We start from the raw sequence: 22,671 nt of genomic DNA, 5'->3' as shown, positions 1-22,671 counted from the left end.
CGCTCAGCCCCTTCCGAGTTGGTTGGAGATCTTCGCGAGCTGTTCCAGCCGTCGCTCCAGCGGCGGGTGCGTGGAGAACAGGTTGGCCAGCGTCTCCCCCTTGGCCAGAGCGGGCGCGAAGTAGAACGCGTTGAACGGTTCGGCCTCGCGCAGGTCGCGGGTGGGGATCCTGGCCATGTCCCCGGAGATCTTGACCAGCGCGCTCGACAGGGCCGAGGGCTGCTGGGTGAGAAGCGCGCCGGCCCGGTCGGCCGACAGTTCGCGGTAGCGCGACAGGGCCCGGGTCAGCAGGAAGCTGATCGCGTACACCACGACCGAGACGAGCATGATGATCAGCCCGATGGGCAGGCCCCCCTGGCCGTTGCCGCGCCGGTTGCCGAGCCCGGTGTAGAGGGCGAACCGGGTCATCAGCCCGGCCACGATGCCCAGGAAGGACGCGATCGTCATCACCGCCACGTCGCGGTGCGCGACGTGCGACAGCTCGTGGGCCAGCACCCCTTCGAGCTCGCGCGGCTCCAGCCGGCGCAGGATGCCGGTCGTCACGCAGACGACGGCCTTCTTGCGGTTGCGCCCGGTGGCGAACGCGTTGGGGACGTCGGACTGCGCGATCGCCACCTTGGGCTTCGGCATGTCGGCCATCGCGCACAGCCGGTCGATCATGCCGTGGAGCTCGGGGGCCTCCTGCGGCGACACCTCCCGGCCGTGCATCGCGAACAGCGCGATGCGGTCGGACAGGAAGTACTGCGCGAACAGCAGGGCCCCCGCGATCACCAGCACGGTCACCGCCTGCGCCCCGAGCGAGATCAGGACCCCGACGAAGACCACGTAGAGCAGGCCGAGCAGGAACATCGTCGCCACCATGCGGCGGGTGAGACCGCTGTCGGGAGCGAACCTGGTCTTCACGGCTCAGCCCGGGATCAGTCCCTGGTCTCCCAGCATCTCCCGGACCTCCTCGATCGAGGCGTCCGCGGGGGGAAGGATCAGCTCGGAAGGCTCCAGGGAGTCGTCCGGAAGGGTCTTGCCGACGTGGCGTACCTTGTCGAGCAGCGCGTGCAGCTTGACCCGGAACGCCTTCTCGTCGCCCGCGTCGATGGCGGCCTCGAGCTCGCTGTCGAGCTCGTTGAGCACCGCGATGTCCTCCGGCGAGATCTCGATCTGACCCTCGCCCATGATTCTGACGATCATGCGCCCTCCCCCGGCTGACGCAGCTGCTGCGTCTGCTGCTGCGGAGGCTGCTGCTGCTGGGCCTGCTGAGGTTGCTGCTGAGGCTGCTGCTGGCCCTGCTCGATGGCGGACTGCGGCGCGGAGCCCTGGCCGAGCTCGGCCTTCATCCTGGCCAGCTCCAGCTCGACGTCCATGCCGCCGCCCATGCGGTCGAGCTCGGCCTGGATGTCGTCGCCGCGGCTGCCGCTGTAGTCGTCGAGCGCGCCGCTGGCGAGCAGCTCGTCGATGGCGCCGGCCCGCGCCTGCATCTGGGCCGTCTTGTCCTCGGCGCGCTGGATCGCCAGGCCGACGTCGCCCATCTCCTCGGAGATGCCGGAGAAGGCCTCGTTGATGCGCGTCTGCGCCTCGGCGGCGGTGTAGGTCGCCTTGATGGTCTCCTTCTTGGTGCGGAAGGAGTCGACCTTGGCCTGCAGCCGCTGCGAGGCCGTCGTCAGCTTCTCCTCCTCGGCCTGCAGGTTGTCGTGCTGGACCCGGAGGTCGCCGATCTGGGCCTGCAGGTTGGAGCGGCGCTGCAGCGCCTCCCTGGCCAGGTCCTCACGCCCGACGGACAGCGCCTTGCGGCCCTGCTCCTCAAGCCGCTTGCTCTGCTGCTCCAGGCCGTTGATCTGCAGCTCCACACGCTTGCGAGAAGTGGCGACGTCCGCCACCCCGCGACGCACCTTCTGCAGCAACTCCAGCTGCCGCTGATAGGAGTAGTCGAGGGTCTCGCGTGGATCTTCCATCTTGTCCAAGGCCTTGTTGGCCTTGGACTTGAAGATCATCGAAAGTCTCTTCATCACGCTCATGCGCGTCGGCCGTCCCCTTCTTCGGTCGTGCTGTGATCACCCAGTGCAGCGCAGCCGCCTTGGGATTACCCTACGCATAACGCACGAGGGCGTCACTAAGTTGCAGTCCAGGTAGGGTTGAGGACGTGTTGCGACGCCGTTCCCCATCATCTGTGGACGACACCCCCGTCCATGTAGACGATCCTAAGCCCCAGGGCAAGGGTCGCCCCACTCCCAAGCGCCGGGACGCCGAGAGCAGGCGGCGCCAGCCGGTCAGCGCGCCGAAGGACCGCAAGGAGGCTTATCGGCAGATGCGGGCCAAGCAGGCCGCCGAGCGTGATCGTGCCCGCCGGGGCATGCTCGCCGGCGACGAGCGCTACCTGCCCGCGCGCGACAAGGGCCCGGCGCGCAAGTTCGCGCGCGACTGGGTCGACTCGCGGCGCCTGCCGAGCCAGTACTTCCTGCCGTTCTCGCTGCTGATCCTGCTGACGACCTGGGTGCCGTGGCCTCCCGCCATCCGCGCCCAGGTGCTCACCGCGGTCATGGCGGTGGGCTGGCCGGTGATGATGGTGGGCGTGGTCTTCACCTCCGTCTACGTCTCGTGGAAGGTCAAGCGCGAGGTGGCGGCGAAGCTGCCGAACGAGCCGGTGCGCGGCGTGGGCTTCTACGCCGCGATGCGCGCCCTGCAGATCCGCAAGCTGCGCTTCCCGCCGCCCACCCTGCTGCCGGGCGGCAAGCCGGTGCCGCCCAAGAAGTAGGCGTCACCCGGCCCGGACCCACCGCAGCACGCCCCGCCTGACCTCCGGCGCCCGGCCGTCGATCTGACGCCCCTGTTCCAGGGCGTCGGCGATCTCCCGCAGCCGGGCGCGGTAGTCCTGCGCCGTGAGCGCGCCGTCCAAGGTGACGGCGCCGCTCGCGGGGTCGATCGCCGCGTACTCCATGCCCGCGTGGCCCTGGTGGACGCTGAACGGGATCATCCGGCCGGTCCACCACGGGTGGCCCTCGTCCGCGCAGAGGTGGCGCCAGGCGTCCCTGATCTGGCGGACGCTCAGGCTCACCCCGCCCGTCGGCCCGGGCCAGGGCGCGCCGTCGTGACGCAGCAGGGAGGCCCGCAGGTCGTCGGGGAAGTCCAGGCCCATCTGGGACTCGGCGACGGCGATCGTACGGGCCCGGCCCGGCCCCTTCAGCTTCTCGTACGTCCTGGGGGCGTTGGTTCTGAGCCAGCGCTCGACGCGCCGCCACTGGCGGTCCACGGCCCGGCCGGCGTCCGGGTCGAGCGGGCGGACCGTGACGGGGCGCGGCACCGGGTCGCAGCCGGGCGCCTTCGCGACGGCCGTGCCCTGCCCCGGACCGGTTGCGTCGACCGCCCCGCCGGACGGGCGCGGCACGGGGGTGGCGCCCGTCTCGATCAGCGTCCCGTCGCCGGGGGTGTCCGGCACCGGCGACTGCCGGTCGGCCGGCAGTCCCGGCTCTGCCGGGCCCGGCGCCGACCGCTGGTACGCGCCGAGGAAGGCCAGCCCGCCCAGGACCGCGGCCAGGACGGCGACGAGCACGCCCGCCGTCCCCAGGCCGCGGCGCGGCGCGGCGGGCGGGAGCTCGGGGACCGCGGGTGCGGCGGCCCGGCGGCGCACCCGTACGACGATCGCGGCCAGGACGGCGGCGGTCAGCGCCACGCGGAGCAGCTTCAGCACCCGCCGACCCTACCGCCCGGTGATCGACCCTCCATGACGATCATCTCGGAACAAGCCATAAAGTCGGACACATGGAATTCCGTCACCTCGGCCGCAGCGGTCTCATGGTCAGCGAGATCAGCTACGGCAACTGGCTCACCCACGGCTCCCAGGTCGAGGAGGACACCGCCAAACTCTGCGTACAGGCGGCGCTCGACGAGGGCATCACCACCTTCGACACCGCCGACGTCTATGCGGGCACCAAGGCCGAAGAGGTGCTCGGCAGGGCGCTGAAGGGCGTCCGCAGGGAGTCGCTGGAGATCTTCACCAAGGTCTACTGGCCCACCGGCAAGGGCCCCAACGACCGCGGCCTGTCGCGCAAGCACATCACCGAGTCCATCCACGCCTCGCTGCGCCGACTGCAGACCGACTACGTGGACCTGTACCAGGCACACCGCTTCGACAGCGAGACCCCGATCGAGGAGACGCTCAAGACCTTCGACGACCTCGTGCGGCAGGGCAAGGTCCTGTACGTGGGCGTGAGCGAGTGGTCGGCGCCCCAGATCGCCCGGGCGCTGGAGGTCGCCGACCAGATGGGCTTCGACCGGATCGTGTCCAACCAGCCCCAGTACTCGATGCTGTGGCGGGTCATCGAGAGCGAGATCGTGCCGCTGTGCGAGCGTGAGGGCGTCGGCCAGATCGTCTGGTCGCCGATCGCGCAGGGCGTGCTGACCGGCAAGTACCTGCCCGGCCAGGCTCCGCCCGAGGGCTCCAGGGCGACCGACCAGGCCGGCGGCTCCGGCATGATCGCCCGTTTCATGAACGACGACGTGCTGGCGAAGGTCCAGGAGCTCAAGCCGATCGCGGCCGACCTGGGGCTGTCCATGGCGCAGCTGGCCGTGGCGTGGGTGCTGCAGAACCCGAACGTCTCCAGCGCCATCGTCGGCGCCTCCCGTCCCGAGCAGGTGCACGACAACGTCAAGGCCGCGGGCGTCAAGCTCGAGGCCGAGGTGCTGAAGCGCATCGACGACGTGCTCGGCTCGATGGCGGAGCGCGACCCCGCCAAGACGGTGAGCCCGCCCAGGCGCCCCTGACCGCCGAGAACCCCTTGAGCCCCGGGGCTCAAGGGGTTCTCGGGTTCGCCGTGGTCACTCCTGGCGCAGCGACAGCCCCCGATACTCGACCCGGTCCTCCTCCAGGAGCGACACCTGTTCGACGCCCGCCTCGAGCAGCTCACGCCAGTTCTCGCCGAGCCACGACTCGGCGTCGGCCTGGCTGGGAAACACCTCGCGCGGCAAGGGGCGATCCGTCACCTCACCGCCGTGCGCGTCCTCATAACGCCAACGCCATGTCATGCCATACTCCTTCTCCGCCGGCCCGCCGGCGCACCCCCCGGCGGCACTGGAACCCTACTCCGGCCCCGGCAGCTGATCGATCCATCCCGCCCGCCGCCCCGCCCGGCGCGGCCCCCGGCCGGTCCGGGTTTGTACGCTCGGCGCGATGAAGCTTCTTCTCACCGGGACCGCCGGTGCCGCGGGCTGGCCCGAGCCGGGGTGTCCGTGCGCGTCCTGCGCCGGGACGGCCGGCCTGCCCGCCCGCCGGCCGTTCGGGGTGCTGGTCGACGACGTGGTGGCGTACCCGTGGGCCGGGGCGCCTCCCGGCTACGAGGTTCTGGCGGGCGGGCTGGGGCTCGCCGGGCCGGACGGGAGCCGGCTGCTGTACGCGCCCGCGGATCGGGACGTCCCGCTCGACGCGAACGCGCCGTACGACGTGGTCCTGATCGACCTGCCGGCCCGGCCGGAGCGGCTCGGCGCGCTGAGGCGGGCCGGCGCGGTGAGCGCCGGGACCCGGGTCGTCGCCGTCGGCCTGGACCACCGCGTCCGCTCCCCGCGCGAACTCGACAGACGGCTGCGCCTGTGGGGCGCCGTCTCCGTCCCCGACGGAACCGTCCTGCACACCGCGCCCGCCGAGTCAGACGGTCCAGTCCCGGATCCGACCGCGAGGGCGGACAGTCCCGTCCGCCCGGACGGCGTCGTCCCCGGGCAGCCGAGGCGGGCGCTCGTCCTGGGCGGGTCCCGGTCGGGCAAGTCGGCCGAGGCCGAGCTGCGGCTGGCCGCGGAACCGTACGTGACCTACGTCGCCACCGGCCCGGCCGGGGACGGCGACCCTGAGTGGGCGGCCCGGGTGCGCGCGCACCGGGTGCGGCGGCCCGCGCACTGGGACACCGTGGAGACCACCGACCTGGCCGGGGTGATCCGCGCGGCCGCCGCCCCGCTGTTGATCGACGGCCTGGGCACCTGGCTGGCGGCCGTCTTCGACGAGCACGCCGCCTGGGACGGCGACCACGGGCCGGTGCTGGAGCGGTGCGAGGAGCTGGTGGACGCCTGGCGGCGGGCGCGCGGGCGCATCGTGGCGGTGTCGGACGAGGCCGGCATGGGGGTCGTCCCGGCGACGGCGAGCGGCCGGGCCTTCCGTGACGCGCTCGGCCGGCTGAACGAGCGGCTGGCGGCCGAGTCGGAGGAGGTCACCCTGGTCGTGGCGGGCCGGCCGCTCTCCCTGTGACCGGCCTCGCCGACCCTGGAGGCCGCCGCGCCCGTCCTTCCCTCTGACAGAGCCCCTGGACGCCCTGTGGGCGCGTCCGGCGGGCGTACGCGGTCAGAGGACCGGGACCGGTGTCAGCGGACGGAGCGGGCGTACCAGCGGCCGTGCAGGCGGTCGACGTGGAGCGGGAGGCCGAAGCACTCGGACAGGTGGGCGGGGATGAGCACGTCCGTTACGGGGCCCGCCGCCAGCACCCGGCCCTCGCGCAGCAGCAGCGCGTGCGTGGTCGTCGACGGCACCTCCTCCAGGTGGTGCGTGACCGTGACCGTGGTCAGCACCGGCCGGGTCTCGGCGAGGTTCTCGACGGCGGTGACGAGGTCCTCGCGGGCCGGCAGGTCGAGCCCGGCGAACGGCTCGTCGAGGAGCAGCACGGCGGGGTCGCCCATGAGCGCCCTGGCCACCCGGATCCTGGCCCGCTCCCCTTGCGAGCACACGGCGAACCGCCGGTCGGCGAGGTCCTTGCAGCCGAGGTCGGCGAGCAGTCGCAGCGCGCGCTCGCGCTCGGCCTCGCCGTAGCGGTCCCACAGCGGGGCGCTGGTCCCGGTGTGGCCGGTGAGCACCACGGTGTGGGCGGTGGCGCCCTCCTCCTCCATCAGGTCCTCGTCGACGAGGACCTGGTCGGAGGAGACCAGGCCGATGTGGCGGCGCAGCTCGCGCAGGTCGACGCGGCCGAGCCGGTGGCCGAGCACGGTCACGGCGCCCACGGTGGGGTGGCGCACGGCCGCGGCGAGCGACAGCAGCGTCGTCTTGCCCGCGCCGTTGGGACCCAGCACGACCCAGTGGTCGCCGTAGGCCACCTGCCAGTCGACCGCGTCCAGCAAGGTCTTGCCGACGACCCGGACGCCTACGCCTTCGAGTTCAACCACGTGCATCCGGCAAGCCTAGGGGACGCCGGCGGACGGGTCGGCGTCCTGTCCTCATCGCGCCTGCGTCCGGCCCGCCGGCGCCCCCGTAGGATCGGTCGTCATGCGGTTTCCTGAGAACGTCTTCGATCTGGTCGGCGGCGAGGACGCGATCTGGTCGGACGACCACGCCGGCCTGAGCGGCGAGACGCTTCGGGTGACGGGTCCCCGGGGTGAGTTCTTCATCAAGCGGAGCCCGGCGGCCGCGGCCGAGCACGAACGGCTGCTGTGGCTCAAGCGGTGGGCGAGCGTGCCGGACGTCGTGGCGTTCGAGGGTGACGTGCTGGTGCTGGCCGAGGTGGGCTGGCGGGACCTGGAGCGCAGGTCGCGGCCGCCGGACGCCGGCACGATCATGGGCGAGACGCTGCGCGCGCTGCACGCGATCCCGGTGGCGGAGTGCCCGTTCGACGAGCGGCTCGACGTCAAGCTGGCCAGGGCCGCCGAGCGGGTGCGGGCCGGGCTGGTGGATCCGGCGGACCTCGGCGACGAGCACGCCGGCCTCGCCCCCGGGCGGGTCCTGTCCAGGCTGCTGGCCGAGCGGCCGGCCGATGAGGACCTGGTGGTCACCCACGGCGACTTCACCCCCGCCAACGTGCTCGCCTCCCCTTCCGGCGAGGCGGTCCTGATCGACGTGCCCGCGCTGGGCGTGGCCGACCGCTACGTGGACCTGGCCGTCGCGCTGCGCGCGCTGGAGGGGCGAGCGGCGGCCGACTTCCTGGCCGCGTACGGGCTCGCCGAGGCCGACGCGGCCAAGCTGGCCTACTACCGGCTGCTGGCCGAGGTGTCGTGAGCCTGGACGGGCTGCGGTTCGCGCTCGGCACGCTCAGCGTGTTCCCGGTACGGGTGACGCGGGTGGACCGCGTGGTGGCGGGGCGGGCGATGGCGCTGGCCCCGGCGGTGGGGCTGGCGCTCGGCGCGGTGGCCGCGCTGCCGCTGCTGCTGCCCGGTCCGCCGCTGCTGGGCGCCGCCCTGGCGCTCGGGCTGCTTGCGGTGCTGACGCGGGGCCTGCACCTGGACGGGCTCGCGGACCTGGCGGACGGCCTGGGCAGCGGGAAGCCGGCCGCCCAGGCGCTCGACATCATGAAAAAGTCGGACATCGGGCCGTTCGGGGTGACGGCCATCCTCTTCACGGTCCTCGTCCAGGCGGCGGCCCTGACCGAGACGGGGGCGATCGGCCTGGTGACGGCGTGCGTGGCGGGCCGCCTGACGCTCGCCTGGGCCTGCCGCCCCGCCGTGCCCGCCGCCCGCCCCGACGGGCTCGGCGCGACGGTCGCGGGCACGGTACGGACCCGCACCGCCCTCCTGGTGACCGTGGCCGCCCTGGTCGTCACGGCGGCCCTGCCGCTGCGGCCCGGCGTCCCGGTCCGGGAACTGGTCGCGCCCCCGGTGGCGCTGCTCGCCGGCCTGGCCGCGGCCTCGTTCCTGCTCGTCAGGGCCAGGCGCAGGCTCGGCGGCATCACCGGGGACGTGCTGGGCGCCCTGGTGGAGACCGCCGCCGCGGCGGCCCTGGTGGTCTACGCGCTGGTCGGCTGATTTGTGACCGGGCCGGCGGCCGGAGCCCGTACCGGGAAGAACCTGAGCAGGACGGCGCCGCAGATGGCGAGCAGGACCCAGCCCACGATGCCGGTCAGCCCGGCGATCGCCGGGTTGGGCGGCGCGGCGGCGTCGCCGATGAGCAGGACGACGCCGACGGTCGCGTTGAGCGAGCCGTGCGCCACGACGGCCGGCCACACGCTGCCCGAGCGCAGCCGCAGCCAGCCGAGGATCACCCCGGCCACCACGCAGAACCCGATGAAGTAGACGGCGGCCCCGGCCCCCAGGTTGGGATAGTTGTACCCGAGCAGGGTCAGCGGCGCGTGCCACGCCCCCCAGATCACGCCCGAGAGCACGAGCCCCGCCACGACGCCGCGGGTCCCGGTGAGCCTGGGCACCAGATAGCCGCGCCAGCCCCACTCCTCGCCCAGCGAGGGGATGGCGTTCAGCAGCGGCCCGGCCAGCACGCCGAGGAGCAGCTGGAGGACGACCGCCGTCTGCGGGGCGTCGGGCGCGGGGGCGCCCAGGGCCTCCAGCTGCGCCCGGTAGAGGCTCAGCCCGGCCAGGTCGACGCTGAGCAGCCCGAGAGCGGCGCTGATCGCCACCGCGGCGGCCACCAGCGCCGGCACGCCGAGCCACGCGGCGAGCACGAGCAGCAGGGTACGGCCCCCGCGCTCGCCGAGCGTGAGCCCGGTCTCGCGCACCCACACGCGAAACGGCGTCCGCGACACCCGCCACGCCGCCAGCACGCCCAGCGTGGGCGTCAGCATCATCAGCGAGCCCAGCACCGGCATCAGCGGCGTGCTCAGCCCGCCGCCCAGCCACAGGGGCAGGGCGGCCAGCCAGGACAGGACGAAGGCGACGGCCAGGAAGACCGTCAGCGGCCTCATACGGCGCTCCTCTCGGCGATGAGGGCGTTGATCAGGGAGGCGCCGCGCTCGGCGTCGTCGATGCTGATGCCCAGCTGGCCGCCGGAGCGGTAGCGCAGGACCAGGCACTCGCCGCCGCGCAGCATGATGGTGGCGCCGCCGGGCAGGCCGCGCACCCCCCAGCCGCCGACCTGGCTGGGGTGGCGCTCCTCCGCGAAGGCATGGTCGATCTTGTCCAGGCGGATGCGCCGCACCGGCCAGCCGAACGGCCCGAACGCGAGCACCACCCCGTCGCCGGTGACCCTGGCGGTGAGCGAGGAGGCGAATAGCCCGACCGCCAGCACGGCCACCAGCGCCGGCAGCACGGCCCCGTAGGACGCCACACGGACGACCCCGGTCAGGTCCAGCATCGCGAGGGCGAACAGCGCGGCCGCGCCGGCGGCGGTGATGAGCAGCGGCCACGGGTTGCTCACCCGGCTCACCCAGACGGCCCGCTGGCCGCGGCGCAGGTTCAGCACGGGCGGCTCCTGGTCCGCGTGCGCCGGGTCGGCCGCGCCCCGGCCCAGATAGCCGGAGAGCGCCGCGGCGGCGAGCGGCACGGCGATCACGACCGCCACGGCGAGCGGGCTGAGCCGGGCGTCGGTCCAGGTGGCCGCGTCGAGGTTGGCCGCCACGGTCATGCCGGAGATCAGCGACGCGAACAGCACGCCGCCGGAGAACAGCGCCCACCACGACACCCGCGCGGACCTTCCGCCTCCGGCCCTTCGCGCCGAGGCGAGCAGGCCCAGCAGGACGACCCCCCACAGCGCCGCCTGTACGGCCAGGTAGACGGGGAAGGACACGGCGTTGTCAGGAATCATCCCCGGGCCCCAGTGGACGGCCAGCGGGTCGGGCAGCCGCTCGCGCAGGGCGAGCGGCGCGGCCGACACGGCGGCGGCGACGGCCGTTCCCGCGAGCAGGGCGATGGTGCGCGAGGTCATGCGAGCTCCTCCAAAATGGCGATCAGGTCCTCCCGGCGGTATCCGTGTCTCCTGGCCTCTTCCAGCAGTTCGCGCGTCCGCTCGCGGAGCAGGGCGCGCGCGTCGGCGCGGGTGGCGACGCTGACGCCGCGCCCGCGCCTGAACTCCAGCAGCCCCTCGTCGCGCAACTCGCGCAGGGCGCGCAGCACGGTGTTGGGGTTGATGCCCAGCGCCGTCGCGAGGTCACGAGCCGGAGGCAGCCGGTCACCCGGCGCGTAGTGACCCTCGCCGATGGCGCGCCGGACGGCCGCGGCGACCTGCTCGTGCAGGGGGCGGGCGTCGTTGAGGTCCAATGTCAGCAACATGGTGCTAATGAGAATAGCACCATGTCACCAAAGCCGCGACCGGCGATTCATCGGATGAACCCGTGTTTGTTAGTACGCAGAAACCCTCGATAGAGTCGGTTTACGTGACCACTGTGCGGCTGAACTCAGCAGATCCCGTCTCGTTCGACACCGACGCGCTGATCGTCGGATTCAGGTCCGGCCCCGAAGGTCCGCGCCCCGCCACGGGCGCCGAGCCCCTCGACGCGGCCTTCGGCGGCAAGCTGGCCGCCTCGCTGTCCTCGCTGGGGTTCGCCGGCAAGCCCGGCGAGATCGCCAAGCTGCCGACGTTCGGCTCCGTCAGCGCGCCGCTGCTGGTCGCGGTCGGCCTCGGCGAGACGGCCGACCTGGAGGGCCTGCGCCGCGCCGCCGGCGCCGCCGTGCGCTCGCTGGCCGGCACCTCGCGCGCCGCGCTGCTCCTGCCCGCGGAGTCGGCCGAGGAGGCCGAGGCCGTGGCGCTGGGCGGGCTGCTGGGCGCCTACGCGTTCTCCCGCTACCGTACCGGCGGCGACCAGAAGGCGCCGGTCGCCGACCTGACCGTGCTGTCCGGCGCGCCCGGCGAGACGGCGGAGCGCGCCTCCGTGCTGGCCGAGTCGGTGGCGCTGGTGCGCGACCTGGTCAACACCCCGCCGTCCGACCTGTGGCCGGCCAAGTTCGCCGAGATCGCCGAGCGGACCGGGGCCGAGGCCGGCCTGTCCGTCGAGGTGCTGGACGACAAGCAGCTCAGGGACGGCGGCTACGGCGGCCTCATCGGCGTCGGCCAGGGCTCGGCCAACCCGCCGCGCCTGGTCCGCCTCTCCTACACCCACCCCGAGGCCGCCAAGACCCTGGCGTTCGTCGGCAAGGGCATCACGTTCGACTCCGGCGGCCTGTCGCTCAAGCCGTCCGCGTCCATGGACTGGATGAAGTCCGACATGGGAGGCGCGGGCGCGGTGTTCGGCGCGCTCGTCGGCATCGCCAGGCTCGGCCTGCGGGTCAACGCCATCGGCTACCTCTGCCTGGCGGAGAACCTCCCCAGCGGCACCGCGCAGCGCCCCTCCGACGTCATCCACAGCTACAGCGGCAAGACCGTCGAAGTGCTCGACACCGACGCCGAGGGCCGCCTGGTCCTCATGGACGGCATCGCCCGGGCCGCCGAGGACCACCCCCACGCGATCATCGACGTGGCGACCCTGACCGGCGCCCAGATCGTCGCGCTCGGCTGGCGCACCGCCGGCGTCATGGCCAACGACGACGAGCTGCGCGAGCTGGTCGTCGAGGCGGCCGGCGCCGCGGGCGAGGGCGCCTGGGGCATGCCGCTGCCCGAGGAACTGCGCAAGGGCCTCGACTCCCCGATCGCCGACATCGCCAACCTCCAGCCGGAGCGCTGGGGCAGCATGCTCGCCGCCGGGATCTTCCTGAAGGAGTTCGTGCCCGACGGCGTGCGCTGGGCCCACATCGACATGGCCGGTCCCGCCTTCAACAAGGGCGAGCCGTACGGATACGTTCCCAAGGGCGGCACCGGCGCGGTCACCCGCACGCTCATCGGACTGGCGGAGCGGCACGCGAGCGCGTCGAACCAGTGAAAAGATGAAGGCGTCAAGACGACCCCGACAAGGAGCCTCGCTGTGGCCTACGACATCGTCGTCCTAGGTGGCGGTAGCGGCGGATACGCCTGCGCGCTGCGGGCGGCCGAGCTGGGCATGTCCGTCGCCCTGATCGAGAAGGACAAGATCGGCGGCACCTGCCTCCACCGGGGGTGCATCCCCACCAAGGCTCTCCTGCACGTCGCCGAGGTGGCCGACGAGACCAGGGAGAGCGGGTCGTTCGGCGTGCGCGCGCGCTTCGACGGCATCGACGTCCCCGGCGTCCACGCGTTCAAGGACAGGATCGTCACTCGCGCCTGGAAGGGCGTGCAGGGGCTGCTCAAGACCGCCGGCGTCACCCTGGTCGAGGGCGAGGGCCGGCTCGCGGGCGAGCGCCGCGTCCAGGTCGGCTCCGAGGTGTACGAAGGCCGCCACCTCGTGCTGGCGACCGGGTCGGCGCCCAGGTCACTGCCCGGCCTCGACATCGACGGCGAGCGGGTGATCACCAGCGACCACGCCCTGACGATGGACCGGGTGCCGTCCTCGGTGATCGTGCTGGGCGGCGGCGTCATCGGCGTCGAGCTGGCCAGCGTCTACCGCTCGTTCGGCGCCGAGGTGACCATCGTCGAGGCCCTGCCCCACCTGCTCCCGGCGGAGGAGGAGTCCAGCTCCAAGCTGCTGGAGCGGGCCTTCCGGCGGCGCGGCATCAAGTATGAGCTCGGGGTGCGCTTCGACGGCGTCAAGACCACCGAGACCGGCGTGCTGGTCACGCTGGCCAACGGCAAGACCCTCGACGCCGAGATCCTGCTCGTGGCGGTGGGCCGCGGCGCGGTCACCGCGGGCCTGGGCCTGGAGGAGGCGGGCGTGGCGGTCGAGCGCGGCACCGTCACCGTCGACGAGCACTGCCGCACCTCCGCCCCCGGCGTCTACGCCGTCGGCGACCTGATCGCCACCCCTCAGCTGGCCCACGCCGGGTTCGCCGAGGGCATCATGGTCGCCGAGCACATCGCCGGGCTCACCCCCGCTCCCATCGACTACGCGGGCGTGCCGCGGATCACCTACTCCGACCCCGAGGTCGCCTCGGTCGGCCTCACGTCCGCGCAGGCCGCCGAGCGCGGCATGGAGATCGTCGAGCAGGTCTACGACCTGGCGGGCAACCCCAAGAGCCAGATCCTCGGCACGGCGGGCGCGGTCAAGGTCCTCGCCCGCAAGGACGGGCCGGTCGTCGGCGTCCACATGGTGGGCCGCCGCATCGGCGAGCTCGTCACCGAGGCCCAGCTCGTCTACAACTGGGAGGCGCTGCCCGCGGAGGTCGCCCAGCTCATCCACGCACACCCGACGCAGTCCGAGGCGATCGGGGAGGCCATGCTGGCCCTGGCCGGCAAGCCGCTGCACGTCCACAACTAGTCCAGCCCTCGAGATCAGAACGCGAGAGAAGATAACGATGCCGGTCTCCGTACAGATGCCCCAGCTCGGCGAGAGTGTCACCGAGGGCACCGTCACCCGTTGGCTCAAGAAGGAGGGCGAGCGCGTCGAGGCCGACGAGCCGCTCCTCGAAGTGTCGACGGACAAGGTCGACACCGAGATCCCGTCGCCCGCCGCCGGCGTGATTCAGAAGATCGTCGTGGCGGAGGACGAGACGGTCGAGGTCGGCGCCGAGCTGGCCGTCATCGACGAGAGCGGCCAGGCCGGCGCCGCCGCCCCGGCCGAGGAGGAGGCGCCCGCCGCGCAGCCCGAGCCCGAGCCGGAGCCCCAGCCGGAGCCCGAGCCGGAGCCGGAGCCTCAGCCCGAGCCGCAGCAGGCCCCCGCCTCGTCTATCCCGCAGCCCGCTCCCGCCGAGCCGGCCCAGCAGCCCGCGCCCCAGCAGCCCGCGCCCCAGCAGCCCGCGCCCCAGCAGCCCGCGCCCCAGCAGCAGGCCCCGCAGCAGCCCGCTGCGCAGGCGCAGGCGCCGCTGCCCACCTCGGGTGAGAGCCCGTACGTGACGCCGCTGGTGCGCAAGCTGGCCAACGAGCACGGTGTGGACCTCGACGCCATCACCGGCACCGGGGTCGGCGGCCGGATCCGCAAGCAGGACGTGCTGGAGGCCGCCAAGCAGCAGCGCGAGCAGGCTCCCGCGGCGGCCCCGCAGGCCGCCGCCCCGGCTCCCGCCCCGCAGGCCGCGGCCCCGGCCGCCCCGGCCCCCCAGGCCGCCGCCCCCTCCGGCGCGCCTGACCAGGTCGAGGTCGACACCACGCTGCGCGGCCGCACGGAGAAGATGACGCGGCTGCGCCAGACGATGTCCAAGCGCCTGGTCGAGTCGCTGCAGACCGCGGCCCAGCTCACCACCGTCGTCGAGGTCGACGTGACCAAGGTGGCGCGGCTGCGGGCGCGGGCCAAGGACGAGTTCTTCCGCCGCGAGGGCGTCAAGCTGTCCTTCATGCCGTTCTTCGAGATGGCCGCGATCGAGGCGCTCAAGCAGCACCCGAAGCTCAACGCGACGATCAACAACGAGACCATGGAGGTCACGTACTTCGACGTCGAGCACCTGGCCATCGCGGTCGACACCGAGCGCGGCCTGATCGCGGCGGTCATCAAGAACGCCGGCGACCTCAACCTCGCCGGGCTGGCCCGCAAGACGGCCGACCTGGCCGAGCGGACCCGCGCCAACAAGGTGACCCCTGACGAGATCACCGGCGGCACGTTCACGCTGACCAACACCGGCAGCCGCGGCGCCCTGTTCGACACGCCGATCCTGAACCAGCCGCAGGTCGGCATGCTCGGCACCGGCGCCGTGGTCAAGCGGCCCGTCGTGGTCGACACGCCCGAGGGCGAGGTCATCGCGGTCCGGTCGATGGTCTACCTGGCGCTGACCTACGACCACCGCCTGGTCGACGGCGCCGACGCCGCCCGCTTCCTGACGACGATCAAGCGTCGCCTGGAGGAGGGCCGCTTCGAGGCCCAGCTCGGCCTCGCGTAACGAGCATCACCCTGAGAGGGGCCGGGCGCGCATGGCCGCGCCCGGCCCCTCTCACGTTCCCGTACGGATCCACTCCGCGACCGGGGATCTCCACCACGTGGTCCTTGACCGGACCGGCGGCGGGACCGCCCGGATCGCGGAGAGCGGGCGCCGCCCGTGGGCGGATCCGCCGGCGTCTCCGGGCGGCGGACCACGGAACCGCACGGCGGTGGTGGGCAGAGGGGTGGGCAGAGGGGTGGGTTGCGGGCGGGGGCGGGGTGGCGGCGTAGGGTGGCCGTATGGCGATCATCGTGACCGGGGCGTCCGGTCTGCTCGGCGGGGCGCTGGTCGCCGCGCTGCGGGGTGCGGGTGAGCAGGTGGTCACTCTGGTACGGCGCGAGCCCCGCGGCGGCGACGAGGCCCTCTGGCGGCCCGCCGAGGGGGTGCTGGACCCGGCCGTGCTGGACGGCGCGAGCGCGGTGGTGCACCTGGCCGGGGCGCCGGTCGCCGGCCGGCGCTGGACCGCCGCGTACAAGCAGGAGCTGGTCCGCAGCCGCGTCGACAGCACGAGACTGCTGGTGCGGGCGATGCGGGAGGCGAGGACGCCGCCGGGCGTGCTGGTGTCGGCCTCGGGGATGGACTTCTACGGCGACACCGGCGACCGGGTCGTCGACGAGAGCGCGGGCGCGGGCCGCGGGTTCCTGGCGGAGCTGTGCGTGCGGTGGGAGGCGGAGGCGGCGGCCGCCGAGGAGTTCGGGGCGCGGGTGGCGCTGCTGCGCACCTCGATGGCGCTGAGCGGGCGCGGCGGCGCGCTCGGGCGGATGCTCCCGATCTTCAAGGCCGGCCTCGGCGCGCCGCTCGGCTCGGGCAGGCAGTACTGGTCGTGGATCAGCGAGCCCGACTGGGTGGGCGCCGTGCGGCACATCCTGGGCACGCCCGGGGTGGCGGGGCCGGTCAACATGGCCTCACCCGAGCCGGTCACCAACGCCGTCTTCACCCGGACGCTCGGCCAGGTCCTGGGCCGGCCGACGGTGCCGATGCCGGTGCCGCGGCTCGCGCTGTCGCTCGGGCTCGGCGAGCTCGCCGGCGCCGGGCTGCTGCCCAGCCACCGCCTGCGGCCGGGGACGCTGCTGGGCACCGGCTACGAGTTCGCCCATGGCGACCTCGCGGGCGCGCTCCGCGCCGTACTGTAGTGAGCCGTTCTTACTTCGCTCGGGAGATCGCATGACCAGGTCGGGCCAGTCCCACATCCTCGCGATCGGGGGCGGCTCCTTCCGTCCCAGCGGCCGCTATGGCTTCGTCGAGGCGAGCCCGCTGCTGCGCTACGGCCTGGACCTGACCGGTCAGGACCGTCCGAAGCTGGGCCTGCTCGCCACCGCGACCGGCGACAGCGCCGACTGGCTGCTGAAGATGTACGGCGCGTTCACCGGCTGGGACGTCGAGGTCAGCCACCTGACGGTGTTCCCGATGCCGAACGTCGAGGATCCCCTGGCCTGGATGCTCGACCAGGACATGATCTACGTCAGCGGCGGCAGCGTGGCCAACCTGATGGCGCTGTGGCGGCTGCACGGCCTCGACGAGGCGTTCGCGCAGGCGTGGCGGGCCGGGGTGGTGCTGTCGGGCCAGAGCGCGGGCGCGCTGTGCTGGCACGTCGGCGGCAACACCGACTCCTTCGGCCCCGAGCTGCGGGTGTGGGCCGACGGGCTGGGCCTGCTGCCCTACTCGTGCGGCGTGCACTACGACGCCGAGCCGCAGCGGCGGCCGCTGCTGCACGCGTCGGTGGCGAGCGGCGAGTTGCCCGGCGGCTACGCGGCCGACGAGGGCGTGGCGCTCCACTACGTCGGCACCGAGTTCATCCAGGCGGTCAGCTGCCGGCCCGAGGGCTACGCCTACCGTCTGGACCACGACGGCGACAAGGGCGTCAAGGAGTTCAGGATCGAACCTCGATTGCTGGCTTCCTGAATTACCCTACAAGGGTGAGGGAACGGCACAATAGACCCATGCGCCCCATCAGCGGGGTCGATCCCCACACTCTTGCCGTCGTCCGCCTGGGCGTCGACGTTCCCTATGAGCAGGCGTGGTCACTCCAGCGCTGGGTGCACGGCAAGCGGGCCGCCGGCGAGATCGGCGACACGCTGCTGATCCTGGAGCACGCGCCGGTCTACACGGCCGGCAAGCGGGCGGCCGCCCACGAGCGCCCGGCCGACGGCACCCCGGTCATCGACGTCGACCGGGGCGGGCGGGTCACCTGGCACGGTCCCGGCCAGCTCGTCGCCTACCCGATCGTCGCGGTCGGCGACGTCGTCGACTACGTGTGCCGGCTCGAGGAGACGATGATCCAGGTGTGCGCCGACTTCGGCGTCACCGCGAGGCGGGTCCGTGGGCGGGCCGGGGTGTGGGCCGCCGGTGACGCCAGCCTGGGCCTGCCGGACCGGCAGCTCGGCGCGGTGGGCATCCGGGTCTCGCGCGGGGTGTCGATGCACGGGTTCGCCCTCAACTGCGCGAACGACCCCCGGTGGTTCAACCGGATCGTGCCGTGCGGGCTGCCGGACGTGGGGGTCTCGACGCTGTCGGCGGAGACGGGCCGGCGCATCGTGGCCGAGGAGGTCATGCCGATCGCGGAGAAGCGCCTGGCGGAGGCGCTCGGCCGTGAGCCGTTCGACCTCCACGAGGAGGATCTGCTGCGCCGCTGACCGGCTCTGGCCCCGGGGCCACTGCCCGCGCGGGGCGGACGCGTCTATGCTCCGGATCATGAAGCGCGCGGCGGCCCTGCTCCTCGCCCTTGTGGTCCACGCCCTGACGCTCGGCTTCATCGTGCTGGGCGCGTGGACGATCGTGGTCAACGCCGAGTTCGTCTTCGGCTGGCTGATCGGCGGCGTGCTGATCGGCATCGGGTGGCTGCTGCGGCCGCGGCCGGAGCGCCTGCCCGCCGACGCCGAGGTGCTCGACCGCGCCGAGGCCGCCGAGCTGTACGGGACGGCCGAGCGGGTCGCGGTCCGGATGGGGATCAGGCCGCCGGAGCTGGTGGCGATCAGGGATCTGGCGACCCGGTCCACGTACCAGAAGGTCGGTTTCAGGCGCACAAGGGTGCTGGTGCTGGGTCTGCCGGCGTGGCTGGCGCTGACGCCGAGGCAGCGCGTGACCCTGCTGGCGGCGACGTACGCGAGCGAGGCGACCGGTCACGACCTGCTCGTGGAGGGCGCGCTGTCGACGCTGGGCGAGTGGCGGCAGGCGCTGCTGGGCTCGGCGCCGCTGCGGGCGCGCGACGAGGCCCGTACCAAGATCACCGGCACGCTGGGCGCGTTCGACACCCCCGACACCACCTACGAGCTGGCGGGGACGGTCGGCCGGTTGATCGGCCGCGTGCTGGGGGCGCCGGTGCTGCTGGTGGATTTCGCGCTGACCCGGCTGGCCCGTTCGGGCGACGAGCGGGCGCGCGAGCGCAGGCTGGCGGCGGCGGCGAAGGCGGTCGCCCCCGGGGAGGTGGCGGAGCTGGAGGAACTGCTCTCCGGAGGCCGCTACCTGGCGCCGATGCAGGCGGCCGCGCTGCGCGGCGAGAGCGTGCCCGTCATCAGGCGCGGGGCGCTGTCCCGCGCCACCCGGCCGGGGTCGGCGACCCCGCTGCTGGGTGAGGCGGAGTCCGGGCGCATCGACGACGAGCTGCTCGGCCACTACACCCGCGCGGTGCGGGGATTCGGGCTGATCTCCTGATCCGTCCCCTGGCGAGGGCCACCGGGCCGGGAGACGTAAGCTGGCAGGGTGACCGTTGCTCCTGAAGGCCGAAAGCTCCTCCGCCTGGAGGTGCGCAACGCCGAGACCCCTATCGAGCGCAAGCCCCCGTGGATCAAGACCAAGCTGAAGACGGGCCCCGAATACACCGAGCTGAAATCGCTCGTGCGCCGCGAGGGCCTGCACACGGTCTGTGAAGAGGCGGGCTGCCCCAACATCTACGAGTGCTGGGAGGACCGTGAGGCGACGTTCCTCATCGGCGGCGACCAGTGCACCCGCCGCTGCGACTTCTGCCAGATCGACACCGGCAAGCCCAAGGAGTACGACCGCGACGAGCCGCGCCGGGTGGCCGAGTCCGTCCAGCAGATGGGCCTGCGCTACGCGACCGTGACCGGCGTGGCCCGCGACGACCTGCCCGACGGCGGCGCCTGGCTCTACGCCGAGACCGCCCGGCAGATCCACGCGATGGTGCCCGGCTGCGGCGTCGAGCTGCTCGTGCCCGACTTCAACGGTGACCGCGGCCAGCTGGAGGAGGTCTTCTCCAGCAAGCCCGAGGTGTTCGCCCACAACGTCGAGACCGTGCCGCGCATCTTCAAGCGGATCCGGCCCGCGTTCCGCTACGAGCGCTCGCTGAAGGTGATCACGACGGCGCGCGAGGCGGGGCTGGTGACCAAGTCCAACCTCATCCTCGGGCTGGGCGAGACCCGCGAGGAGGTGCTGGAGGCGATGCGCGACCTCCACTCCGCCGGCACCGACCTGCTCACCATCACCCAGTACCTGCGGCCGACGCCCCGCCACCACCCGGTCGAGCGCTGGGTCAAGCCGGAGGAGTTCGTGGAGCTGCAGGCGGAGGCCGAGGCGATCGGCTTCGCCGGCGTGCTGTCCGGCCCGCTGGTCCGCTCGTCCTACCGGGCGGGCAAGCTCTACCAGCAGGCGATCGCCGCCCGCCAGACGGCCTGACGTCCTCGCCGTGAGCCCCGGGGCATCGCCTCGGGGCTCACGCGTTCCCCCGCCGCCGCGCTGACCGCGCGGGCGCCGTGCCGGAGTTCTTCACGGCGGGGTGACCACGGGGACGAGGGTCCCCGACACTGTGATCGTGAACTACGACGACGTGATCAGCGGGCTCGACCTGCGGACGAAAGTCAGGATGGTGACCGGCGCCTCCATGTGGGCGCTGCACCCGGTTCCGGAGATCGGCCTGGACCGGCTGGTGATGAGCGACGGGCCGATCGGCGTGCGCGGCGAGCGGTGGAGCGCCGTCAGCCCGTCGATCGCGCTGCCCAGCCCCACCGCGATGGCCGCCACCTGGGACGTGGAGCTGGTGCGCCGGGTGGGCGGGCTGCTCGCCCAGGAGGCCCGGCGCAAGGGCGTGCACGTGCTGCTCGCGCCGACGGTCAACCTGCACCGCTCGCCGCTGGGCGGGCGGCACTTCGAGTGCTTCTCGGAGGATCCGCACCTGACGGGCGAGGTGGCGGCCGCCTACGTGGTGGGCGTGCAGGAGGGCGGGGTGGCGACCACGCCCAAGCACTTCGTGGCCAACGACTCCGAGACCGACCGGTTCACGGTCAGCGTGGAGGTGGCCGGGCGGACGCTGCGCGAGCTGTACCTGCGGCCGTTCGAGCGGGTCGTCCAGGCGGGCGCGTGGGGCGTCATGACGGCCTACAACGCCGTCGGCGGCGCCACCATGAGCGAGCACGCGGAGCTGGTGCACGGGGTGCTCAAAGGCGAGTGGGGGTTCGACGGGCTGGTGGTGTCCGACTGGACGGCGGTGCGCTCCGCGGAGGCCGCCGCGCTGGGCGGCACCGACGTGGCCATGCCGGGCCCGCACGGGCCCTGGGGCGACAAGCTGGAGGCGGCGGTGCGCGCGGGGCGGGTGCCGGAGTCGCTGATCGACGACCGGGTGCGCCGCATCCTGCGCCTGGCGGAACGGACCGGCGCGTTGCATCCGACGGCCTCCTCCGCGTCCGGCGGGCACGCCGAGGTGGACGGGGTGGCGCTGGCGCGCGAGGTGGCCGTACGGGGCTTCACGCTGCTGAAGAACGACGGGCCGCTGCTTCCGCTGTCCGGCGTCCGGTCCGTCGCGCTGGTCGGGGCGGCGGCCAGGGAGGCCAGGGTGATGGGCGGCGGCAGCGCCCAGGTGTTCCCCGGCCACGTCGTCTCCCCGCTGGACGGCCTGCGCGGGCGCGCCGGCGTCGAGGTCCGGTACGCGCTCGGCACCGACCCGCGCGTCCGCCTGGCGCCGCTGGCGGTGCCGGCCACGGCCGTCTTCCTGGACGCCGGGGGCGAGGTCCTGGCCGAGCAGCCGCTGCCCGCGGCCGAGGGTCGCTGGATCGGCGAGACGCCGCCCGGCGTGGACCCCGACCGGCTGGCGGCGTTCCTGCTGCGGGCCGCGTACACGCCTCGGACCGGCGGGCGGCACGAGCTGTCGGTGGCGGGCGGCGGCGCGTACACGCTGTCGGTGGACGGCCGGGTCGTCCTCGACGCGACGCTCGCGCCGGACGGCGGCGACCCGGCCGCGCTGCTGTCGCCGCCGGAGCGGCGGGTGGCCGTCGACCTGGCGGCGGGCGTCACGTACGAGCTGGAGGTCCGGCACCCGACGAGCGGGTTCCAGGGGATGGCGTTCATCGTGTGCGCGCTCGGCCACGCCGAGCCGTCGCCCGGTGAGGACGAGCTGTTCGCCGAGGCGGTGCGTGTGGCGGCGGACAGCGACGTGGCCGTGGTGGTGGCCGCGACCACGCCGGAGGTGGAGAGCGAGGGCTTCGACCGGAAGGACCTCAGGCTGCCGGGACGGCAGGACGAGCTGATCGCCGCGGTGGCCGCCGCCAACCCGCGCACGGTGGTGGTGGTGAACGCCGGTTCGCCGGTGGAGATGCCGTGGCTGGACGCGGTGGCGGCGGTCCTGCTCACCTGGTTCCCCGGCCAGGAGGCGGGCTCGGCGCTGGCCGCGGTGCTGTTCGGCGACGAGGAGCCCGGCGGGCGGCTGCCGACGACGTGGCCGGCCCGGCTGGCCGACGCGCCCGTGGTGGACGTGACCCCGGCCGGCGGCGTGCTGGTCTACGACGAAGGGCCGTTCATCGGCTACCGGGCGTGGGAGCGGAGCGGGCGCGCGCCGGCCTTCTGGTTCGGGTACGGGCTCGGCTACACGACCTGGTCCTACGACGCGATCAGCGTGGGGGACGGGTCGGTGACCGTGCGCGTCACCAACACCGGCGGGCGGCGCGGCCGGGAGGTCGTGCAGGTCTACGCCGCCCCGGTCACGCCCGACCCGGAGCGTCCGGCCCGGTGGCTGGCCGGGTTCGCGGTGGTGGAGGCCGATCCCGGTCAGAGCGTGGACGCCGAGGTCGGCGTGCCCGCTCGCGCGTACGAGATCTGGGACGGCGACGGGTGGCGGGTCGCGCCCGGGGAGTATCTGCTGGAGGCCGCCCGCCACTACGGCGACCGGAGGCTGTCGGTGACGGTCGAGCGCTGAGAACCGCCATTCGGCGGGGCGAACGCGGACGCGGCGGGCATCCGGGGCCGCCGCGTTCTCGTTCCTGT

Annotated in this window: 23 protein-coding genes; 14 read left to right on the top strand and 9 right to left on the bottom strand. The window is 73.6% G+C overall.

Annotated features, from left to right (window positions below):
- Positions 1-3: 3 nt before the first annotated feature.
- Genes htpX through ACQEUU_RS15900 form a run of 3 tightly spaced genes read right to left on the bottom strand, consistent with a single transcriptional unit; the run spans position 4 to position 2,009 of the window.
- On the bottom strand, positions 4-903 hold the full coding sequence (gene htpX, locus ACQEUU_RS15910) for a zinc metalloprotease HtpX (RefSeq protein WP_433066297.1): 900 nt from the start codon (positions 901-903) through the stop codon (positions 4-6).
- Between the two features lie 3 nt (positions 904-906).
- Positions 907-1,185: a PspA-associated protein PspAA gene (gene pspAA, locus ACQEUU_RS15905; RefSeq protein ID WP_393405303.1), complete on the bottom strand. Its 279-nt coding sequence runs from the start codon at positions 1,183-1,185 to the stop codon at positions 907-909.
- Positions 1,182-2,009 carry a PspA/IM30 family protein gene (locus ACQEUU_RS15900; protein ID WP_433066294.1) on the bottom strand — a complete coding sequence of 276 codons (828 nt, stop codon included), beginning with the start codon at positions 2,007-2,009 and terminating at the stop codon, positions 1,182-1,184. The genes pspAA and ACQEUU_RS15900 overlap by 4 nt, the downstream gene beginning before the upstream one ends.
- A 125-nt stretch (positions 2,010-2,134) precedes the next feature.
- Between ACQEUU_RS15900 and ACQEUU_RS15895 the strand changes: the two genes are divergently transcribed.
- Entirely contained in the window at positions 2,135-2,746 is a 612-nt protein-coding gene (locus tag ACQEUU_RS15895) for a DUF3043 domain-containing protein (RefSeq protein ID WP_433066291.1), read from the top strand.
- Between the two features lie 3 nt (positions 2,747-2,749).
- Here the strand turns inward: ACQEUU_RS15895 and ACQEUU_RS15890 are convergent, their stop codons facing one another.
- The gene (locus ACQEUU_RS15890) at positions 2,750-3,679 is read right to left on the bottom strand and encodes an SMI1/KNR4 family protein (protein WP_433066288.1); all 930 of its coding nucleotides are present in this window, start codon (positions 3,677-3,679) and stop codon (positions 2,750-2,752) included.
- Between the two features lie 71 nt (positions 3,680-3,750).
- Between ACQEUU_RS15890 and ACQEUU_RS15885 the strand changes: the two genes are divergently transcribed.
- Positions 3,751-4,752, top strand: coding sequence for an aldo/keto reductase family protein (locus ACQEUU_RS15885; protein WP_433066286.1), 1,002 nt, complete (start codon positions 3,751-3,753; stop codon positions 4,750-4,752).
- Positions 4,753-4,806: 54 nt separating this feature from the next.
- Here the strand turns inward: ACQEUU_RS15885 and ACQEUU_RS15880 are convergent, their stop codons facing one another.
- The gene (locus ACQEUU_RS15880) at positions 4,807-5,013 is read right to left on the bottom strand and encodes a hypothetical protein (RefSeq protein ID WP_433066283.1); all 207 of its coding nucleotides are present in this window, start codon (positions 5,011-5,013) and stop codon (positions 4,807-4,809) included.
- A 145-nt stretch (positions 5,014-5,158) separates the two neighbouring features.
- Between ACQEUU_RS15880 and ACQEUU_RS15875 the strand changes: the two genes are divergently transcribed.
- Positions 5,159-6,220, top strand: a complete 1,062-nt coding sequence (locus ACQEUU_RS15875) for a bifunctional adenosylcobinamide kinase/adenosylcobinamide-phosphate guanylyltransferase (protein WP_433066280.1) — start codon at positions 5,159-5,161, stop codon at positions 6,218-6,220.
- A 113-nt stretch (positions 6,221-6,333) separates the two neighbouring features.
- Here ACQEUU_RS15875 and ACQEUU_RS15870 read toward each other — a convergent pair whose 3' ends face one another.
- The gene (locus tag ACQEUU_RS15870; RefSeq protein ID WP_433066278.1) at positions 6,334-7,131 is read right to left on the bottom strand and encodes an ABC transporter ATP-binding protein; all 798 of its coding nucleotides are present in this window, start codon (positions 7,129-7,131) and stop codon (positions 6,334-6,336) included.
- A 94-nt stretch (positions 7,132-7,225) separates the two neighbouring features.
- On the opposite strand from ACQEUU_RS15870, the gene ACQEUU_RS15865 reads away from it, so the two are divergent.
- Positions 7,226-7,951, top strand: a complete 726-nt coding sequence (locus ACQEUU_RS15865; protein ID WP_433066276.1) for an aminoglycoside 3'-phosphotransferase — start codon at positions 7,226-7,228, stop codon at positions 7,949-7,951.
- A complete protein-coding gene (locus ACQEUU_RS15860) occupies positions 7,948-8,694 on the top strand; it encodes an adenosylcobinamide-GDP ribazoletransferase (RefSeq protein ID WP_433066274.1) in 747 nt (248 codons plus the stop codon). Before ACQEUU_RS15865 ends, ACQEUU_RS15860 begins: the two co-directional genes overlap by 4 nt.
- Here the strand turns inward: ACQEUU_RS15860 and ACQEUU_RS15855 are convergent.
- From ACQEUU_RS15855 to ACQEUU_RS15845, 3 genes are read right to left on the bottom strand one after another with little or no spacing between them, the layout of a single operon-like run.
- The gene (locus ACQEUU_RS15855) at positions 8,676-9,584 is read right to left on the bottom strand and encodes a lysostaphin resistance A-like protein (protein WP_433066271.1); all 909 of its coding nucleotides are present in this window, start codon (positions 9,582-9,584) and stop codon (positions 8,676-8,678) included. The genes ACQEUU_RS15860 and ACQEUU_RS15855 overlap by 19 nt on opposite strands.
- A complete protein-coding gene (locus tag ACQEUU_RS15850) occupies positions 9,581-10,543 on the bottom strand; it encodes a hypothetical protein (RefSeq protein WP_433066269.1) in 963 nt (320 codons plus the stop codon). Before ACQEUU_RS15850 ends, ACQEUU_RS15855 begins: the two co-directional genes overlap by 4 nt.
- Positions 10,540-10,887 carry a GntR family transcriptional regulator gene (locus ACQEUU_RS15845; protein ID WP_433066266.1) on the bottom strand — a complete coding sequence of 116 codons (348 nt, stop codon included), beginning with the start codon at positions 10,885-10,887 and terminating at the stop codon, positions 10,540-10,542. Before ACQEUU_RS15845 ends, ACQEUU_RS15850 begins: the two co-directional genes overlap by 4 nt.
- Positions 10,888-10,991: 104 nt before the next feature.
- On the opposite strand from ACQEUU_RS15845, the gene ACQEUU_RS15840 reads away from it, so the two are divergent.
- The 9 genes from ACQEUU_RS15840 to ACQEUU_RS15800 all read left to right on the top strand — a co-directional run bounded on the left by ACQEUU_RS15840 (position 10,992) and on the right by ACQEUU_RS15800 (position 22,603).
- On the top strand, positions 10,992-12,470 hold the full coding sequence (locus ACQEUU_RS15840; protein ID WP_433066263.1) for a leucyl aminopeptidase: 1,479 nt from the start codon (positions 10,992-10,994) through the stop codon (positions 12,468-12,470).
- Positions 12,471-12,512: 42 nt separating this feature from the next.
- Complete coding sequence (lpdA, locus tag ACQEUU_RS15835; RefSeq protein ID WP_433066260.1) at positions 12,513-13,877, top strand: dihydrolipoyl dehydrogenase; 1,365 nt, start codon at positions 12,513-12,515, stop codon at positions 13,875-13,877.
- A 37-nt stretch (positions 13,878-13,914) separates the two neighbouring features.
- Positions 13,915-15,426, top strand: a complete 1,512-nt coding sequence (gene sucB, locus ACQEUU_RS15830; protein WP_433066257.1) for a 2-oxoglutarate dehydrogenase, E2 component, dihydrolipoamide succinyltransferase — start codon at positions 13,915-13,917, stop codon at positions 15,424-15,426.
- A 278-nt stretch (positions 15,427-15,704) separates the two neighbouring features.
- Positions 15,705-16,598 (top strand): TIGR01777 family oxidoreductase, encoded by an 894-nt coding sequence (locus tag ACQEUU_RS15825; protein WP_433066254.1) that lies wholly within the window; start codon positions 15,705-15,707, stop codon positions 16,596-16,598.
- Between the two features lie 31 nt (positions 16,599-16,629).
- Entirely contained in the window at positions 16,630-17,367 is a 738-nt protein-coding gene (locus ACQEUU_RS15820; protein ID WP_433066251.1) for a Type 1 glutamine amidotransferase-like domain-containing protein, read from the top strand.
- Between the two features lie 38 nt (positions 17,368-17,405).
- A complete protein-coding gene (lipB, locus tag ACQEUU_RS15815; RefSeq protein WP_433066248.1) occupies positions 17,406-18,098 on the top strand; it encodes a lipoyl(octanoyl) transferase LipB in 693 nt (230 codons plus the stop codon).
- A 58-nt stretch (positions 18,099-18,156) separates the two neighbouring features.
- Positions 18,157-19,116, top strand: a complete 960-nt coding sequence (locus ACQEUU_RS15810; protein ID WP_433066245.1) for a hypothetical protein — start codon at positions 18,157-18,159, stop codon at positions 19,114-19,116.
- Between the two features lie 48 nt (positions 19,117-19,164).
- The gene (gene lipA / locus ACQEUU_RS15805) at positions 19,165-20,094 is read left to right on the top strand and encodes a lipoyl synthase (RefSeq protein ID WP_433066242.1); all 930 of its coding nucleotides are present in this window, start codon (positions 19,165-19,167) and stop codon (positions 20,092-20,094) included.
- A gap of 136 nt (positions 20,095-20,230) precedes the next feature.
- Positions 20,231-22,603, top strand: coding sequence for a beta-glucosidase H (locus tag ACQEUU_RS15800; protein WP_433066239.1), 2,373 nt, complete (start codon positions 20,231-20,233; stop codon positions 22,601-22,603).
- The last annotated feature ends 68 nt before the right edge of the window (positions 22,604-22,671 follow it).

Source organism: Nonomuraea sp. CA-218870 (assembly GCF_050936535.1).
Lineage (GTDB): Bacteria > Actinomycetota > Actinomycetes > Streptosporangiales > Streptosporangiaceae > Nonomuraea > Nonomuraea corallina.
The sequence above is the reverse complement of the archived record's forward strand: the minus strand, read 5'-3'. Positions and strand labels throughout refer to the sequence as shown.

Excerpts from the sequence above, each read along its gene's own strand:
- lipB (WP_433066248.1), top strand. The coding sequence starts at position 17,406 with ATGCGCCCCATCAGCGGGGTCGATCCCCACACTCTTGCCGTCGTCCGC.
- ACQEUU_RS15870 (WP_433066278.1), bottom strand. The coding sequence starts at position 7,131 with ATGCACGTGGTTGAACTCGAAGGCGTAGGCGTCCGGGTCGTCGGCAAG.
- sucB (WP_433066257.1), top strand. The coding sequence starts at position 13,915 with ATGCCGGTCTCCGTACAGATGCCCCAGCTCGGCGAGAGTGTCACCGAG.
- ACQEUU_RS15865 (WP_433066276.1), top strand. The coding sequence starts at position 7,226 with ATGCGGTTTCCTGAGAACGTCTTCGATCTGGTCGGCGGCGAGGACGCG.
- ACQEUU_RS15820 (WP_433066251.1), top strand. The coding sequence starts at position 16,630 with ATGACCAGGTCGGGCCAGTCCCACATCCTCGCGATCGGGGGCGGCTCC.
- ACQEUU_RS15825 (WP_433066254.1), top strand. The coding sequence starts at position 15,705 with ATGGCGATCATCGTGACCGGGGCGTCCGGTCTGCTCGGCGGGGCGCTG.
- ACQEUU_RS15880 (WP_433066283.1), bottom strand. The coding sequence starts at position 5,013 with ATGACATGGCGTTGGCGTTATGAGGACGCGCACGGCGGTGAGGTGACG.
- ACQEUU_RS15845 (WP_433066266.1), bottom strand. The coding sequence starts at position 10,887 with ATGTTGCTGACATTGGACCTCAACGACGCCCGCCCCCTGCACGAGCAG.
- ACQEUU_RS15900 (WP_433066294.1), bottom strand. The coding sequence starts at position 2,009 with ATGAGCGTGATGAAGAGACTTTCGATGATCTTCAAGTCCAAGGCCAAC.
- pspAA (WP_393405303.1), bottom strand. The coding sequence starts at position 1,185 with ATGATCGTCAGAATCATGGGCGAGGGTCAGATCGAGATCTCGCCGGAG.
- ACQEUU_RS15875 (WP_433066280.1), top strand. The coding sequence starts at position 5,159 with ATGAAGCTTCTTCTCACCGGGACCGCCGGTGCCGCGGGCTGGCCCGAG.
- ACQEUU_RS15810 (WP_433066245.1), top strand. The coding sequence starts at position 18,157 with ATGAAGCGCGCGGCGGCCCTGCTCCTCGCCCTTGTGGTCCACGCCCTG.
- ACQEUU_RS15885 (WP_433066286.1), top strand. The coding sequence starts at position 3,751 with ATGGAATTCCGTCACCTCGGCCGCAGCGGTCTCATGGTCAGCGAGATC.
- ACQEUU_RS15855 (WP_433066271.1), bottom strand. The coding sequence starts at position 9,584 with ATGAGGCCGCTGACGGTCTTCCTGGCCGTCGCCTTCGTCCTGTCCTGG.
- ACQEUU_RS15850 (WP_433066269.1), bottom strand. The coding sequence starts at position 10,543 with ATGACCTCGCGCACCATCGCCCTGCTCGCGGGAACGGCCGTCGCCGCC.